Raw genomic sequence first — 14436 nt, forward strand, 5'->3', positions numbered from 1 at the left:
TCCGGTCAGTGCCTCGGCGTCCGATGAGCCGGTGGCCAGCAGAGTGGCCGTACGGGCGGACCACGGCGCCCAGCGAGCGGGCCAGCAGTGTTTCGGAGACATCGTGCTGCTACTGCCGCGGGCGGCGGGCGTCGATTCGGCCGGCGGTCCGGGACGTGGCACGGACTCCCGTTCCCGTGCGGGGGTTTCCACGCTGCCCCCGCGGATTGCGGGTCGCGGCCGGTCGGCCCGCGAGTGCTCGTCATCGCCTGCCCGGCCCACCGCGGCACGGTCCGGTTCCGTTCGTCTACCCGTTCCGGCCGGATGGCTGCCCGACGATCCGCTGGCCGCCGGGTAATCCGTACTCGACCGGACGGCAGCCGCCGTATCCGGCACCCGCCCCACACCGCTCGACGACCCCGCTCCACGCACCGGCGCGCCGGCCGGCACCGGACCGGCACCACCGGTCGACTCCGCACCCCGCACCCGTGGACCGTCCGGCACCGGACCGTTCGCGACGCCGGATCGCACTTCCCCGGCCCGGGGCCGGCCCCCGTCCGCGAGCTGTTCCACCGGTGCCGCCGCGGCAGCCGGTGACGGCGGAGCCTCCGGAACACTCGTCGCCGCGGGCGGTACCGCCGGTTCCGCGACCTCCGAAGTCTCACGGGTGGAACCACTCGCGACCGCCGGTGCTACCGGCCCCGGAACAGCGGTCGCCCGGCGCCGGAGGGCCCGGCCCGCCTTCTCGAACCGGCCGCCACCCGGCCGATCCCCGGCCGGGGTTTCCGGCGGCGGCGCGGGTGCGCGACCGGGATCCGCCGGGAATCCCTCGGCGGCGAGTTCGTCCGGCTCCGGGGTGGACCGCGAAACGCCCAGCGCCTCGAACGCCCCGGCGATATCGGCGGCGCGCCAGCGGACCCCGGCGTCGGCCGGACGCCCGAAGTATTCGCCGAGGCCGCCCGACTGCCCGATCCGGACCAGGATCACTTCTTCGCCCGACTCCCGCGGCGGCGGGGTCCAGCTCATCCGGGAACCGGTCTTGGGGATCAGCACCACGAGAACGTCGATCTGTTCGGACAGCCCGTGCCGGCGCAGCAGCCCGGCCAGCTCGGCTCGTTGCCGGCGTGCCCGTTGCAACGGATTGGCGGCCGACGGACCGGGCCGCAGATCCGCATCGCGATCATCGACCTGCCACCGGCTCCCGGCCGGCGTGTGCAGCGTGCCGTGCTGCACCGAACCGAAATCGGCCACGACGACCAGAGTGCAGGTGTGCGGAGTCCAGACCAGCAGATCGGCCGTGGTTCCGGCGCGGCGGCGGGCTCTGGGTAACGGACACCCGAGGAGCGCGATACCGCCGATCCGCTCGGGCCCCGGCCCCCAATCCCGGATCAGACGGAGTACGAAACGCTGCACACTGGACAATTCGGTGCTCTGCACGCGTATGATCACGGCAACCCCTACATCGGTGACCACGAAACCCGCGCACACCACAGGGGCGCCAGGGACCGTAATTCCCTGGCGCACACTGTATTCGGGATGCGCCGTCGTCCATGGTAGCAACCAGCGGCACGGCGGACGAGAGCCTGCGCCCGCATAGTGGCGTACGCATCTGTGCAAATCATGCCCACCGGCGGGTCCCGCGCCCCGTCTCGGCGCGACTGCGGGGCGCCTCCCGGACACGCCCGGCATCTGTCGAAGATCGCCCGCGCCGACCATCGCGCGCGGTACGTTTGATCCGCCAGAAGCCCGTTCTGGTAGTGCGGCCGGTCATCGGCGATTCGGTGGGACGCGCCGCGCGCGGTTGCCGTGGCCGCTCGAGGAGAAGTTCGTATGCCGCAGTTCGAGTTGTCCCAGGAGGTCGTCGACACATTCGCGGAAGGTGAGGTGCTGCGGCTCGATGCCCAGCCCGTCGACTACGCGATCGTCGCCCTCTATTTCGTCTTCGTCCTCGGGATCGGGCTGCTGGCCCGGCAGCGGGTGTCGTCCAGTATGGATTTCTTCCTGTCCGGAAGATCACTGCCCGCCTGGGTCACCGGTCTCGCGTTCATCTCCGCGAATCTCGGCGCCGTCGAGATCATGGGTATGTCGGCCAACGGCGCGGAATACGGCTTCCCGGCCTTCCACTATTTCTGGATCGGCGCCGTACCCGCCATGCTGTTCCTCGGCGTGGTGATGATGCCGTTCTACTACGGCTCCAAGGTCCGCAGTGTGCCGGAATTCATGCGGCGCCGCTTCGGCACCGGCGCGCACCTGGTGAACGCGCTCAGTTTCGCTGTCGCGCAGGTCCTCATCGCCGGGGTGAACCTGTATCTGCTGGGCACCATCCTGAATGTCCTGCTGGGCTGGCCGCTGTGGGTGTCGGTGATCGTCGCGGCGATCATCGTGCTCTCCTACATCACCCTGGGTGGCCTGTCGGCCGCGATCTACAACGAGGTCCTGCAGTTCTTCGTGATCGTGGCCGCGCTGCTGCCGCTCACCCTGATCGGCCTGCACCGGGTGGGTGGCTGGGACGGCCTGCAGGACAAGGTCGCCGCATCCCCGGGCGGGCCCGAACAGCTGGACTCCTGGCCCGGTAACGCGCTGTCCGGTTTCGCCAACGATTTCCTGTCCATCATGGGCATCGTGTTCGGTCTCGGCTTCGTGCTCTCGTTCGGCTACTGGACCACCAACTTCGTCGAGGTGCAGCGCGCGCTGGCCACGCATTCCATCGCGGCGGCCCGCCGCACCCCGATCATCGGCGCCTACCCGAAGATCTTCATCCCGCTCATCGTGATCATCCCCGGCATGATCAGCGCGGTACTGGTGCCGCAGATGGCCGAGTACAAACAGGCGGTCACCGCGAATCCCGATGTGCAGAGCGATACCACCTACAACCAGGCGCTGCTGTACCTGATGAAGGAGGTACTGCCCAACGGCCTGCTGGGGGTGGGCCTGGCCGGACTGCTGGCCGCGTTCATGGCCGGTATGGCCGCCAACGTCTCGGCGTTCAACACCGTGTTCAGTATCGACCTGTGGCAGCAGTACGTGGTCAAGGACAGGTCCGATACCTACTATCTGACCGTCGGCAGGCTGGCGACGGTGGGCGCCACCGTGGCGGCGATCTTCACCGCGTTCATCGCGGGCGGGTTCAGCAACATCATGGACTACCTGCAGACGCTGTTCAGCTTCTTCAACGCCCCGCTGTTCGCCACCTTCATCCTGGGCATGTTCTGGAAACGGATGACGCCCACGGCGGGCTGGACCGGACTGGTGGCCGGCACCGCGATCGCGATCACCATCTTCGTCCTGAACGAGACCGGCGTGTTCTCACTGTCGGGCCAGGGCGTCAGTTTCGTCGCCGCGGGCGCGGCCTTCGTGGTGGATATCGTGGTCAGTGTGGTGGTCACCATGGTGACGGCGCCGAAACCCGCGTCCGAACTCGTCGGCCTGGTGTACTCGGAGACTCCGAAGGAGCTGCGCACCGACCCCGAGGCCGCCACCCTGCCCTGGTATCAGCGCCCGGTCCTGCTGGCCGGTATCGCGCTGGTGCTCGTGATCGTCCTCAATATCGCCACCGGATAGGAAATCACCGTGCTCTTCGATATCCGTACCATCGTCGGCGGCCTGCTCGGCCTCTACGGCATCGTGCTGGTGATCATGGGGTTCTTCCACGACACCGCGATGGAGGAGGCCAAGACCGGCGGCATCAATGTGAATCTCTGGGCCGGGCTGGGCATGGTCGTGTTCGCCGTGGCGTTCCTGGCCTGGGCGCGCCTGCGGCCGGTCGTCGTCGACCGGCCGGACCCGGGCGCGGAGGTGGAGGACCACCAGAATTGATCCGCGGTCCCGTACCGGACCCACGCGGATGGAACCGCCCGGATCGCGGGCGGCTACCGGACAGCGAGCCGGCGATCAGTCGGGCAGGCCGATGGCGAAGCCGATGGCGATGAGCACGCAACTGATGATGGAGACGGCCACGATGATCCACATGCGGCCAGCCTACGAAATCGGATCGGAGAACGCGGTACCGGGTCGGCCCCGACGGCGCGGCGTAGGCCGCCGCGACGGCGGTCAGGGCACGACTTCTACGACATCACCCGGATTCAGATAGTGGTAGACCGCGACGGCACCGGGTTCGGTCAGTCGTATACATCCGTGCGACTGGTGTTCCACCGGCCCGATGTGGAAGGCGATATCGCCGTTGAAGAAGACGGCGTAGTGCATCGGCGCATGGTGCATGGTGCTCCAGTGATACGGCCGTTTGAAGTCGACATCGAATACGCCGGGCGGCGTCTCGAAGCCGGGCATCCCGTGTGACATGGGGGTCGGGCCGTAAACCACCTTGCCGTTGTCCATCAGCCAGACCTCGTTGGACGACAGCCGCAGGCAGGCCCGGGCGGCCGTGGAGCACGGTGCCTGGGTCGGGATGATCGCGGGTACGCCGGGCACGTTCGGGCCGTTGGGCCAGAGCGGATCGGCGACCGCGGGCGCGGCGGGCGCGAGCACCGCCGCGAATCCGGCGAGCAACGCCAGCCGGCGCATTCGATGGGAAATCCGTCCGTAGGTCATCTCGTGTCCACCTCTTCTCTCGATCCGCCGCCGCCTCCGGCGAGGGATGGCAAATTCCGAGCGAAACTACGAGAAAATCCGAGAACTCTCCGACGATACAGATATTCCCCGCGTTGCGGGCCGCAATCACCACACCTACGCCGGTTCGGCTACGAATCGGCGACGGCGGAACACGGCCCGCAAACGATCAGGCAACACTCCAGCTATCCGGCGCGCCGCTGCGCCGGCGACCTCGCCGGCGGCGCTGATAGAACACCTCCTCCACGGAGACATTGGGCACCTGCTCGACAATGGCGGCCAGGGCGCCGTCGAGTTGCAGTTCGGCGATCCGCCGGTGCAGGCCCGCCCGGCGTTCGGCGGGCAGCTGCGCCCAGATCGCGCCGATCCGCTGTTGCGCGGGAATCTCGGCGAGCGACAGCAACCGGAGCAGCTCCGGCCACAGGTCACCGGCGTTGGCCACCTCGGTCAGTTCGGCGATCCGCTCCTGCGGCATCCGGGCGACCAGTCCGGCGACATAGCGCTGGACATCGGGATGCGTGCGTTCGGTCAGCACCAGCAATCCCCGCCACGGTCCGGTATCGAAGGCCACGATCAGCGATTCCACGATCGCGATCAAGGCCGCGGTATTGGCGAAGATCGGGTTCATCGCCAGCCGCTGCAGTGCCGGCGCGGTCATCTTGGAGACGAACGTCATCAGCTCGGGTGCCGCACCCCGCTGAATGGTGTGGGCCGACAGCTTGCCCAGCGCCTCGGGGGTGGCCAGCCCGAGCAGGATATCGCCGATCTGGCCCACCACGTCGCCGTCGGCACGCGACATGACCGAAATCGCGGCCTCCTGTAGCTCCGAGGTTCCGGCCAGCACCGTCTCCATCATCCGCGGAATACGTCGCGACTGCCCGGTCAGCAACTGGCGCAGTATGTTGCTGATCGCGATCGCGTTGTAGGCGTAGGCGGCGGAGAAGATGATGCCTTCGTCGTCGAGGGTGCCCTGTTCGACAGCGGCCACCATTTTCGGCGTGGCGTAGGCCAGGAACGGCCCGGCGGTGATGTGATCCTTGCGGCGTAGCACCTCGTTGACGATCGCCACCAGCGGCTCGGAGGCCATGATGTCGCCCAGTTCGCCGAGGGCCTTGGGATCCACATAGGGGGTGCAATCCGCGGCGTAGCCGGTTTTCAGCATGGTCAGCGTATCGGCGGCCGCGTCGGGATACTCGACACCCACGGCACCGGCGGCCCGGCCGGTCATCATGGGCGGCACGATGCGCTGCACCAGCGGCAGCGATACCGTGAGCGGGATGATCGGGATCAGCTTGCCGATCCGTTTGAACATCTCACCGTGGTACTCGAAGATCCGGCCCGATATCCGCTGTTCGAGTTCGTTGAGATGCTCGGCCCCGAGCTTCTCGAGATAGGAGATGCGCTCCACCGGGACATGTAGCGTGCGCGCCAGCAGAATCATCTGCGCGCGGGTTACCAGATCGCTCATTTTTCGAGTAGATCCCCGAACATGATCCGGCGGGTGATCGCTTTGAACGGCGGCGGGAAGAAGCGGATCATACCGTTCACGGCCTCGATGAGCAGATCCTTCTCCTGCTGCTGGGCCGCCCGGAACAAGCCGAGCAGATCCTCGACCTCGCGGTCGGAAAGCATTTCCGAAGCCGCGGTGGGTCCGTTCAGTTCGCGGACGAGTTCAGTTTTGGCACTCATTCTGCTCCTGTGTCTCAATCGAGGGCCGGCGGCCGCGAAACCACCGCCGACCCCAGGTACTACCCGCCCGACGATATGCCGAATCTTCGTGGGGGTAAGCGCATTCACAACTGGTGTTACCCGCCTGCAATTTGGTGTGTCTCACATCGCCCGGTTCGGGTGACGCTACCCCAGCGGTCCGTGCCCCACCCGGACACAACCGACCGGCCGGCCCGGATCGGCGCCACGATGGACGGTTACCGCAGGTCGAGAAGCCGGCCCGAATGTCCGCCCGGCCCACTGCGCCCGGCCCAGGGCCCGGTGAGCCCACTCACGCCTGTGCACGGCCGTACATGGATTCGGGCCGGACCCGGGGCCGGGTATCCGGCGGCGGAGCAAATCCGGCACCGGGCGGTTTCCGGCAAGTGCCGGACACACGACCCCGCGGTCATCTACTATCGAATGTAGTAGATGTCGACCCGCCGGATACCCCGCGCGGAACGCGATATCAAGGGGAGGCACACCATGGAAACGATCACCGTCGAACGCACCATCGCCGCGTCCGGGCAATCGGTATTCGACTGGATCAGCGACGCGCACAACTACACCCGCATCCCGCTGGTGCTGCACGAACGCCTGACGACTCCGGGAGAGGGCGCACCGTACGGCCGGGGCGCGGTACGGTTCCTGGTCTGGTTCGTCGGGGTGTTCTGGGAACGGATCACCGCCTACGACCCGCCACACGCGTTCGAATACCACGTCTATCGCAGTTTTCCACCGTCGCGGCACGAACACGGCCGGGTCGAGGTCACCGACACCGCCGCCGGTGCCCGGGTGCTGTGGACCACCACCGTGGAACTGCGCCTGCCGTTCGTCGGCGCGCTCCTCACCCGCCGGGTGGTCCGGCCCGTGATGGGCTACGCCTTCGGCCGCGTACTGGATGCCGCCGCACGCGACCTCACCGCCGGTCCGGCCGCTTCCTGATCCGGTTTGGTGACGCCCGGCGCGGGGCCACGATTCCGGCACCGGCCGGTCCCGCACCGCGGCGCTATCGGTCGCCGTCCACCGCGAGATGACGGCTCAGGAACAACAATTGGTGCCGCACGGCCGGCTCGAAGAACCGGTTCCCCGGCCAGACCCCGAAATGATCGCAGGGGTAGTGCCGGACCTCGGCCCGCGCCGCGAAGGCCGCCTTGGCCGCCGCGTACGGGGGCGCGCCCCGGTCGAAATCGGCGATCTGCACCAGGACCGGGAGGTTCAGCGTGGATGCCGCGCGGGCGGGCCGGTAACCCGGAAGCTGCAGCAACACACTCGAATCGATCTCGTTTCGCCAGGTGGGCCCGGCCAGGGCCCGATAGGAATCGGCATAACCCGCCAGCGCCAGCGCGGCCGGTTCGCCCGGCTCACCCACCAGCGGGATGAGACCGGCGCCTCCGGCCGCCGCGCCGAGACGGGCGCGCAGTGCGGCCGCCGCGCCCCGCGCGGTGGCCGCCGCCCCGCCGTGCTTCATCGCCAGGGCGGCGGCGGCCCGGCCGTCCACCAGCGGGGTGAGTGATACCAGCGCGGCCAGGGCGATATGGGCGGTGCCGGTCTTGGCCGCGGTGGCGCGACCGGCGGAGCCCGCCGCGAGTACGTGACCGCCCGACAACGAGACACCCCACAGGATCACGCGCCCGGGGTCCACCCCGGGCAGCCGCGCCGCCGCCCCGACGGCGGCCCGGTAGTCGGCGAGTTGCTCGGCCATCCGGATACGCTGGCGGGGAGTGCCGCCGCTGGCACCGAAGTACCGGAAATCGAAGGCCAGTACATCTATCCCGGCCGCGGCGTAGGCCCGCGCGAAGGGTTCCAGGCCGGAGTCCTTGGTCCCGCCGAAACCGTGGGCCATCACGGCCACGGGCCGCCCGGCCGGTCCTTCCAGCGCGGTGGACGCGGCGGGAAAATGCCAGGCGTGGCAGTCGTCGGAGCCGGACCGGAAGGTCACGTCGGCCCGGCCGGACGCGGTGGCGCCGTCGGATATCCGATACAGGGTCATGAGTGGTTCCTCGCGATGGTGGATGCGACGGTCCGGGGCGGTGTGCCGCCGCCCGGGCCCGGATGATCGCTGCCGTAGATCGAACGCAGCCAGACACCGACCACGGATTCGATATAGCTCTCCCGGTCCAGTTCGATGCCGTAGGTGAGGCGTTCGAGGAGCCGTTCGTTGAGCAGCAGCAGGACATCGGCCAGGGCGGTGGCGTCGCCGCCGGCGGGCGCGCGGCCCGCGGCCCGTTCGGCTTCGATCATGGCGGCGATGGACGGCACGAATTCCTGGCGATCGGATTCCCACAGATCGTGGATCGCCGGGGACACGCTGCGCGCGGTCAGCACCGCGCGGTACAGATGCCGGTGGCGGTCCCAGAAATCGACCAGCCCGCGGATCGTGGCCTCGATGCGCACGGCCGGCTCCCCCGCGCCGCCGACCAGGATGTCGTTGACGCGGAAGACTTCCTCGTAACCCTGCTCCAGCGCGGCGGCCACGGCGGCGGCCTTGTTCTCGAAGTAAAAGTAGAAGGCCGAGCGGGTCAGACCCGCCCGCCGGGAGATCTCGGCGATATTGATCGGTTCGAGCCGTCCGCCGTTCTCCCGCAGCAGTTCGTCCAGCGCGATCAGTAACGCGGCGCGCCGCTGGTCGCCGCGCTGCGGGGTGCGGCGATCGGTCCGCGGCCGCGCGGTCATCCCGGACGCCCGGAGACCGCGTGCCGGGCCCGGCGCAGGCCCGCCGGGATCTCCGAGAGCCGCAGATCCCGCTCGTAGACCCAGTAGTCCAACTGCTGGGTATGGCGCGGGCGGTCCACGATATGCCCGGTGAACCGCTGCTGATCGGCGGTGATCACCTGCCGCATCGTTTCCGCCGGCGGCGGCAGGTAATGGCCCGCCGCCCATGCGGCCACCAGTCGCGCCTGGCACTCCACGAACGGGAAGAGAGTGGGGAACGGCTGGGCGAATCCGACGAACGCGAGATCGTCGATACCTGGCGCGAAAATTCGCTTGTAGAGCGATATCCGGTTGTCCGGCGCGCTCTGGAACGACGGATCGAAAAAGGGAAAGGTGATGTTGTATCCGGTGCAATAGACGATGACGTCGAAATCGTGCCGCGTCCCGTCCTGGAAATGCACCGTCTTCCCGTCCAGCAGGGTCACATCCGGTTTCGCGACCACATCTCCGGAGCCGAGCCGCAGCGGTAGCTCCACCGATTGGGTGGGATGGGCCTCGAAGAACTTGTGATTCGGTTCCGGCAGACCGTATTTCACCGGATCACCCGCGACCAGCGGCGTGAACATCTGGGTGAGTTTGCGCTGCCAGGACAGCGGTACGTACGGCACGGTCCGGAAATAGCGGTCGGCGGGGGTGCCCGCGAAGTACTTCGGCACCACCCAGGCACTCGACCGCGTGGACAGCCAGACCTCGTTGTCCATCGCGCGGGAGGACAACTCGACGGTGATATCCGCGGCACTGTTGCCGATACCGACGATCAGGATGCGCTTGCCGTACAGATCCAGCGGGGTCCGGGGATCGATATAGGCATGCGAATGGATGGACTCGCCGGTGAATTCGCCCGGGAAGTCCGGGAAACGAGGATCCCAGTGGTGACCGTTGGCCACGACCAGCCGGTCGAAATTCCTCATCTCACCGGATTGCGTCGTGATCTCCCAGCCGCCGGTGACCGGGCGGGCGCGCTCGACACCGTTGCCGAACTCGATCGACCGCTTCAGGTCGAAGGCGGCGGCGTACCCCTCCAGGTACTCCTTGATCAGGGAGTGATGAGGGAAATCGGGGTAGGAATCCGGCATCGGATAGTCGCGGAACGAGAGCTGATATTTCGAGGTATCGATATGCAGCGATCGGTACGCGCTGGAGTGCCCGTTCGGGTTGCCGAAGGCCCAGTTGCCACCGATGCGATCCGAGGATTCGAAACAGGTGTACGGAATTCCGTAGTCGCCCAGCATCTTCCCCGTGGTCAGCCCGCTGATGCCCGCTCCGATCACGGCAACGGTGGGTTCCGGCATACGACCTCCTGCGCACAGCCCCGCGCGGGGCGCGACTCCGATGATCCGAGTGACCCCGGTCACAGGTGACCATAAGTCCGGAATTGACAGGTGTCAAGAAAAATTCACCCTTGTCAGCATGCCGGGAGCGGGCCTACTTTCGTGAGACACGTCATAGTCGCCGGCCGGGAGGAATGCCCATGCGAGCCCTGCAACTCACCGAACCCGGCAAGCTGGAGATGCGTGAGGTCCCGACCCCGGAACCCGGTCCGGGCCAGCTCCTGATCCGGGTCGGTGCCTCGGGGATATGCCATTCCGACCTGCACGTCCTGCATCTGCCCTTCAAAGTCCGCGAGGAGCCGCTGACCCTCGGGCACGAGATCGCCGGCACCGTCGCCGCCCTCGGCCCGCAGGTCGAGGGACGCGAGATCGGCGATCGGGGGCTGATCTATCTGTGCTGGTCCTGCGGCATCTGCCCGGAATGCGCGAGCGGAAACGAGAACGTCTGCCGCGCCGCCGGCCGTACCGCCATGCCGCCGTGCCCCGGGCTCGGCCCCGACGGCGGCATGGCGGAATACGTCGTGGTGCCGGCGACCTCGTTCATACCCATCGGCGATATGGACTTCGTCGCCGCCGCGCCGCTCGCCGACGCCGCGCTCACCAGCTATCACGCCATCCGCGGTGCCCGCGAGCAGCTACGGCCGGGTGCGACGGCCGTGGTGATCGGCGCCGGCGGCCTGGGCCATGTGGGCATACAGATCCTGCGGGCGCTGAGCCCGGTGCGCGTGGTCGCGGTGGATTCCGATCCCGGCAAACTCGAATTGGCCGCGGAATGCGGGGCGCACGAGATGCTGCCCGCCGCCGACGATACGGCGGCGCGGATTCTGGAGATGACCGGTGGCCGCGGCGCCGAGGCGGTCTTCGATTTCGTCGGCGTCGACGCCACGGCCCGGCTGTCGGTCGAATGCGTCGGCCCCAACGGCGCGTATCGGATGATCGGCCTGGGCGACGGCGACCCCGGCATCACCGCCGGGCCGGCCGGTGGCCCGGGACTGCCGTGGGGCGCGACCGTGCGCAAATCCTACGGCGGCACCCGCCGTGATCTCATCGACAGCGTGGCGCTGGCCCGGGAGGGCCGGATCCGGGCCCGCACCGAGGAATTCGCGCTGGCCGACGGCGCGCATGCCTATTCTCTGCTGGAGCAGGGCCGGATCCGCGGCCGGGCGGTACTCGTTCCCTGAGGCTATTCGCCGCGGGGTGGCGCCCACATATTGCTGAGCAGCGTATGGCTCGGGGTATCCGCCAGCGACTGCGACGATTCGTAGATCCGGACGTAGGACGTCGCGTGGATCCGCCAGATCCCGTCCGCCCCGCGCCGGTAGCGGTCGGTGTAGTAGCCCGCGCCCCGGATCAGCACTCCGAACTCGGTGGCCAGCACCGTGTCCTCGAACAGCCAGCTACCGGTCGCGGTATCACCGTCCACGGTGATCTCCGGGTGGTTGGCGACATGGGTGGTGACGATGCCCGGGCCCATGTTCTCGCGCATGAAGTCCACCACGGCGTCGCGCCCGTCCAGCGTGAGTTCGCGGCCCATCGCGTGGGTGCCGTAGCGGGCTTCGATCTCCGGATCCAGGGTGTCCGCGAATTCGAGCCATCGTTTCAGGTCCAGGGTGCGGAAGTAGCGGTATTTGAGACCGCGGAGGAGCTCGAGTGCCTGCAGATCCATGCAGTCACCTTGGCACGGGCGCCCGCCTCCGGCAAGAACATGTTCTAATTCCGGCCCTTCGTCCTGGACGGCGGCAGCCCCATCGCTGCGTGCACCGGCGCTGCCGGGCTCACCGTGGGGACGCCGTCCCGCGGCGGAGCCGGTTTGACCCGCACGCCCGGTGGTACCGCCGCAGTAGGTAATCGACAGTGCCCGGCGCGCGTCCGCCCGTCAGCAGCACCGGATCCGCGCCGCGGCCCCAGCGACCGACGGAGACGCCTATGAACAGCGCCGAGATATTCACCGATGCCTTCGAGCGGATCCGGGAGGCGGTGCACGATTCGGTCGACGGGCTCGGCGAGGACGGGCTGAGCTATCGCGCCGATCCCGAGGCCAACTCCATCGCCTGGCTGATCTGGCATCTCACCCGGGTCCAGGACGAACACCTCGCCGAACTCGCCGGTGCCGATTCGCGGTGGGAAGGCGGCGGCTGGTTCGAGCGATTCGATCTGCCCATCGACCGGCAGGCCACCGGCTTCGGCGACACTCCCGACGAGGTGGCGCTGATCCACGCTCCGGCCGGCCTCCTCGCCGGCTACTACGACGCCGTCCACGCGGAAACCCTCCGGTACCTGGGCACGCTCTCGGGCGCGGACCTGGACCGGGTGATCGACGCCGCCTGGGATCCGCCGGTCACCGTGGGTGTGCGGTTGGTCAGCGTGATCTCCGACGATCTCCAGCACGCGGGCCAGGCCGCCTATCTGCGCGGGATGCTGTCCCGGGCACCGGCGGGCGCGGGCACCGGCAGGTGACCCCGCCGCGCGGCGGGCCGGTCAGTCGCGCAACGCCTGTTCCCGCAGCCATCCGAGGGTGCGGGACAGAATACGCGAGATATGCATCTGCGAAACACCGAGCCGATCGGCGATCTGTGACTGGGTCTTGGACTCGAAGAACCGCATCCGCAGGACCTCGCGCTCACGCTCGGAGAGTTCACCCAGCAGCGGCTCCACCGCCATATAGTCCTCGACCCAGCCGTAGGAGGGTTCCTCGGCGCCCAGCGAATCGCGCAGCGGCAGCGAGCCGGAATCGCTGTCCTCGCCGACCGGCGCGTCCAGCGACGACGTCTGGTAGGCGTTGCCCGCGATGAGGGCCTGGGTCACCTCGACCACGTCGATACCCAATTCCGCGGCGATCTCGCTGGCCCGCGGCATCCGGCCCAGCCGCTGCGAGAGCACCTCGACGGTCGAACCCAGGTTCAGCTGAATTTCCTTGACCCGTCGCGGTACGCGTACCGACCAGGTGTTGTCGCGGAAATGGCGCCGGACCTCCCCCATGATGGTCGGGACGGCGAAGGACAGGAACGACGAGCCGCGGGAGGCGTCGAACCGGTCCACGGCGTTCAGTAGACCCACCCGCGCCACTTGCAGCAGATCGTCGTAGGTCTCACCGCGCCCGGAGAACTTCCGGGCTATGTGTTCGGCCAGCGGCAGGCAGCGCGCCAATATCTCCTCGCGCAGCCGGGGCCGCCGCGGATCGTCGTCCGCGAGCGCGGCCAGGCTCGTGAAGAGTGGCTCGATATCGTCGTAGCTGTCGTTGCCGCGATGGCGGCGCGAAGGCCCGGGGTCCGCCCGCGGTCCCTCATGCCCCATCGGCGCCTCCTCTGTACCAGCTGAATTCGACCTCGGTGGGGTAGCCACCGCCGGAGATGTCGTACGGCTGCTGCACCACCTGGACCGACCGGGTGAGCGTGCGCACGATATGCCAGCCGAAACCCTCCTGATCGCGGAGCGTATCGGTCATCGACATCGAGGTTACGCGTACCGTCATGCGATGCTCGTCGTAGTCGAAATCACAGCCCAGCGTCGTTTCGGGCACGGCCACGGCGATCAGCGAAGTGGCGACCTCGTCGAGGGCGAGGCGGATATCGGTGACTTCGTCCAATCCGAAGTCGGCGATCAGCGAAACCGTCTCGGCCAGCGCGCGCAACATCACCAGTTGCTCGTCCCGCGCCGGTACCCGCACACCGATCGTCGTCGTATCCGCGGACGTCGTATCCACAGAGTCGGAGATACTCTCCGCCATGCGCACCACCACCTCGTTCCTGCGTGCCCACCGCTCGGCGGTCGGCCGCTGCCGGGCTCTCGACCCCCGTGACCGTCGGTGACGCCGCGTTATTCTTACTCGGTTTGTCGCCCTGGATTCTCACATGCGCACTTACCCGGCTTGCAGGCGCCGAAACTTCTGCGCATATCTCACTGCTCGTCGATCCGCTCGTGGACGGTGAGCAACAAATGGTCGAATTCCGACCGCAGCCCGGGCGAGACCCCCTTCACCGAGCCCGATTCGGCCACCAGACGGTCGGCCAGCACCCGTAACTTCGTGTTGGTCTCCTGCGACCGCCAGGTGAGAACCCGGAAGGCCTGCTCCGCGCTGATGCCGTACACCAGCATCAGCGCGCCCTTGGCCTGTTCGATCACCGCACGCGCGGCATAG

At 68.1% G+C, this 14436-nt stretch carries 15 protein-coding genes and 1 pseudogene; 5 read left to right on the forward strand and 11 right to left on the reverse strand.

Going from position 1 to position 14436, the window contains the following annotated elements:
* Positions 1-1428 (reverse strand): annotated as a pseudogene (locus ACWDU1_RS17440) (hypothetical protein); the annotation flags it as partial.
* A 381-nt stretch (positions 1429-1809) separates the two neighbouring features.
* On the opposite strand from ACWDU1_RS17440, the gene ACWDU1_RS17445 reads away from it, so the two are divergent.
* Positions 1810-3540, forward strand: coding sequence for a sodium:solute symporter family protein (locus tag ACWDU1_RS17445; RefSeq protein WP_449999636.1), 1731 nt, complete (start codon positions 1810-1812; stop codon positions 3538-3540).
* A 9-nt stretch (positions 3541-3549) separates the two neighbouring features.
* Positions 3550-3795: a hypothetical protein gene (locus ACWDU1_RS17450; RefSeq protein ID WP_449999638.1), complete on the forward strand. Its 246-nt coding sequence runs from the start codon at positions 3550-3552 to the stop codon at positions 3793-3795.
* 234 nt (positions 3796-4029) lie between these two features.
* Here ACWDU1_RS17450 and ACWDU1_RS17455 read toward each other — a convergent pair whose 3' ends face one another.
* The 3 genes from ACWDU1_RS17455 to ACWDU1_RS17465 form a co-directional block, all read right to left on the reverse strand.
* On the reverse strand, positions 4030-4527 hold the full coding sequence (locus ACWDU1_RS17455; RefSeq protein WP_449999640.1) for a L,D-transpeptidase: 498 nt from the start codon (positions 4525-4527) through the stop codon (positions 4030-4032).
* A 187-nt stretch (positions 4528-4714) separates the two neighbouring features.
* Positions 4715-6013 (reverse strand): hypothetical protein, encoded by a 1299-nt coding sequence (locus ACWDU1_RS17460; RefSeq protein WP_449999642.1) that lies wholly within the window; start codon positions 6011-6013, stop codon positions 4715-4717.
* A complete protein-coding gene (locus tag ACWDU1_RS17465; RefSeq protein ID WP_357422464.1) occupies positions 6010-6234 on the reverse strand; it encodes a hypothetical protein in 225 nt (74 codons plus the stop codon). Before ACWDU1_RS17465 ends, ACWDU1_RS17460 begins: the two co-directional genes overlap by 4 nt.
* Positions 6235-6684: 450 nt before the next feature.
* Between ACWDU1_RS17465 and ACWDU1_RS17470 the strand changes: the two genes are divergently transcribed.
* A complete protein-coding gene (locus ACWDU1_RS17470; RefSeq protein WP_449999644.1) occupies positions 6685-7197 on the forward strand; it encodes an SRPBCC family protein in 513 nt (170 codons plus the stop codon).
* A 64-nt stretch (positions 7198-7261) separates the two neighbouring features.
* Here ACWDU1_RS17470 and ACWDU1_RS17475 read toward each other — a convergent pair whose 3' ends face one another.
* Genes ACWDU1_RS17475 through ACWDU1_RS17485 form a run of 3 tightly spaced genes read right to left on the reverse strand, consistent with a single transcriptional unit; the run spans position 7262 to position 10259 of the window.
* Positions 7262-8245, reverse strand: coding sequence for an alpha/beta hydrolase (locus ACWDU1_RS17475; protein ID WP_449999646.1), 984 nt, complete (start codon positions 8243-8245; stop codon positions 7262-7264).
* Complete coding sequence (locus ACWDU1_RS17480; RefSeq protein ID WP_449999647.1) at positions 8242-8928, reverse strand: TetR/AcrR family transcriptional regulator; 687 nt, start codon at positions 8926-8928, stop codon at positions 8242-8244. The genes ACWDU1_RS17475 and ACWDU1_RS17480 overlap by 4 nt, the downstream gene beginning before the upstream one ends.
* Positions 8925-10259, reverse strand: coding sequence for a flavin-containing monooxygenase (locus tag ACWDU1_RS17485; protein ID WP_449999648.1), 1335 nt, complete (start codon positions 10257-10259; stop codon positions 8925-8927). The genes ACWDU1_RS17480 and ACWDU1_RS17485 overlap by 4 nt, the downstream gene beginning before the upstream one ends.
* A gap of 179 nt (positions 10260-10438) precedes the next feature.
* On the opposite strand from ACWDU1_RS17485, the gene ACWDU1_RS17490 reads away from it, so the two are divergent.
* On the forward strand, positions 10439-11479 hold the full coding sequence (locus ACWDU1_RS17490) for an NAD(P)-dependent alcohol dehydrogenase (RefSeq protein ID WP_449999650.1): 1041 nt from the start codon (positions 10439-10441) through the stop codon (positions 11477-11479).
* 2 nt (positions 11480-11481) lie between these two features.
* Here the strand turns inward: ACWDU1_RS17490 and ACWDU1_RS17495 are convergent, their stop codons facing one another.
* Positions 11482-11964, reverse strand: coding sequence for a nuclear transport factor 2 family protein (locus ACWDU1_RS17495; RefSeq protein WP_449999652.1), 483 nt, complete (start codon positions 11962-11964; stop codon positions 11482-11484).
* Between the two features lie 260 nt (positions 11965-12224).
* Between ACWDU1_RS17495 and ACWDU1_RS17500 the strand changes: the two genes are divergently transcribed.
* Positions 12225-12755 carry a mycothiol transferase gene (locus tag ACWDU1_RS17500; RefSeq protein ID WP_449999653.1) on the forward strand — a complete coding sequence of 177 codons (531 nt, stop codon included), beginning with the start codon at positions 12225-12227 and terminating at the stop codon, positions 12753-12755.
* A gap of 21 nt (positions 12756-12776) precedes the next feature.
* On the opposite strand, the gene ACWDU1_RS17505 is transcribed toward ACWDU1_RS17500, so the two are convergent.
* The 3 genes from ACWDU1_RS17505 to ACWDU1_RS17515 all read right to left on the reverse strand — a co-directional run.
* On the reverse strand, positions 12777-13592 hold the full coding sequence (locus ACWDU1_RS17505; protein WP_449999655.1) for a SigB/SigF/SigG family RNA polymerase sigma factor: 816 nt from the start codon (positions 13590-13592) through the stop codon (positions 12777-12779).
* Positions 13582-14025, reverse strand: coding sequence for an ATP-binding protein (locus ACWDU1_RS17510; RefSeq protein WP_449999657.1), 444 nt, complete (start codon positions 14023-14025; stop codon positions 13582-13584). The genes ACWDU1_RS17505 and ACWDU1_RS17510 overlap by 11 nt, the downstream gene beginning before the upstream one ends.
* 170 nt (positions 14026-14195) lie before the next feature.
* Positions 14196-14436: ANTAR domain-containing protein (locus ACWDU1_RS17515; protein WP_449999659.1), on the reverse strand; the 241-nt coding region annotated here is incomplete at its 5' end.

Source organism: Nocardia sp. NPDC003345 (genome assembly GCF_053589395.1).

Coding starts and splice junctions, on each gene's coding strand:
- ACWDU1_RS17445 (WP_449999636.1), top strand. CDS start 1,810: ATGCCGCAGTTCGAGTTGTCCCAGGAGGTCGTCGACACATTCGCGGAA.
- ACWDU1_RS17455 (WP_449999640.1), bottom strand. CDS start 4,527: ATGACCTACGGACGGATTTCCCATCGAATGCGCCGGCTGGCGTTGCTC.
- ACWDU1_RS17460 (WP_449999642.1), bottom strand. CDS start 6,013: ATGAGCGATCTGGTAACCCGCGCGCAGATGATTCTGCTGGCGCGCACG.
- ACWDU1_RS17465 (WP_357422464.1), bottom strand. CDS start 6,234: ATGAGTGCCAAAACTGAACTCGTCCGCGAACTGAACGGACCCACCGCG.
- ACWDU1_RS17470 (WP_449999644.1), top strand. CDS start 6,685: ATGTCGACCCGCCGGATACCCCGCGCGGAACGCGATATCAAGGGGAGG.
- ACWDU1_RS17475 (WP_449999646.1), bottom strand. CDS start 8,245: ATGACCCTGTATCGGATATCCGACGGCGCCACCGCGTCCGGCCGGGCC.
- ACWDU1_RS17480 (WP_449999647.1), bottom strand. CDS start 8,928: ATGACCGCGCGGCCGCGGACCGATCGCCGCACCCCGCAGCGCGGCGAC.
- ACWDU1_RS17485 (WP_449999648.1), bottom strand. CDS start 10,259: ATGCCGGAACCCACCGTTGCCGTGATCGGAGCGGGCATCAGCGGGCTG.
- ACWDU1_RS17490 (WP_449999650.1), top strand. CDS start 10,439: ATGCGAGCCCTGCAACTCACCGAACCCGGCAAGCTGGAGATGCGTGAG.
- ACWDU1_RS17495 (WP_449999652.1), bottom strand. CDS start 11,964: ATGGATCTGCAGGCACTCGAGCTCCTCCGCGGTCTCAAATACCGCTAC.
- ACWDU1_RS17500 (WP_449999653.1), top strand. CDS start 12,225: ATGAACAGCGCCGAGATATTCACCGATGCCTTCGAGCGGATCCGGGAG.
- ACWDU1_RS17505 (WP_449999655.1), bottom strand. CDS start 13,592: ATGGGGCATGAGGGACCGCGGGCGGACCCCGGGCCTTCGCGCCGCCAT.
- ACWDU1_RS17510 (WP_449999657.1), bottom strand. CDS start 14,025: ATGGCGGAGAGTATCTCCGACTCTGTGGATACGACGTCCGCGGATACG.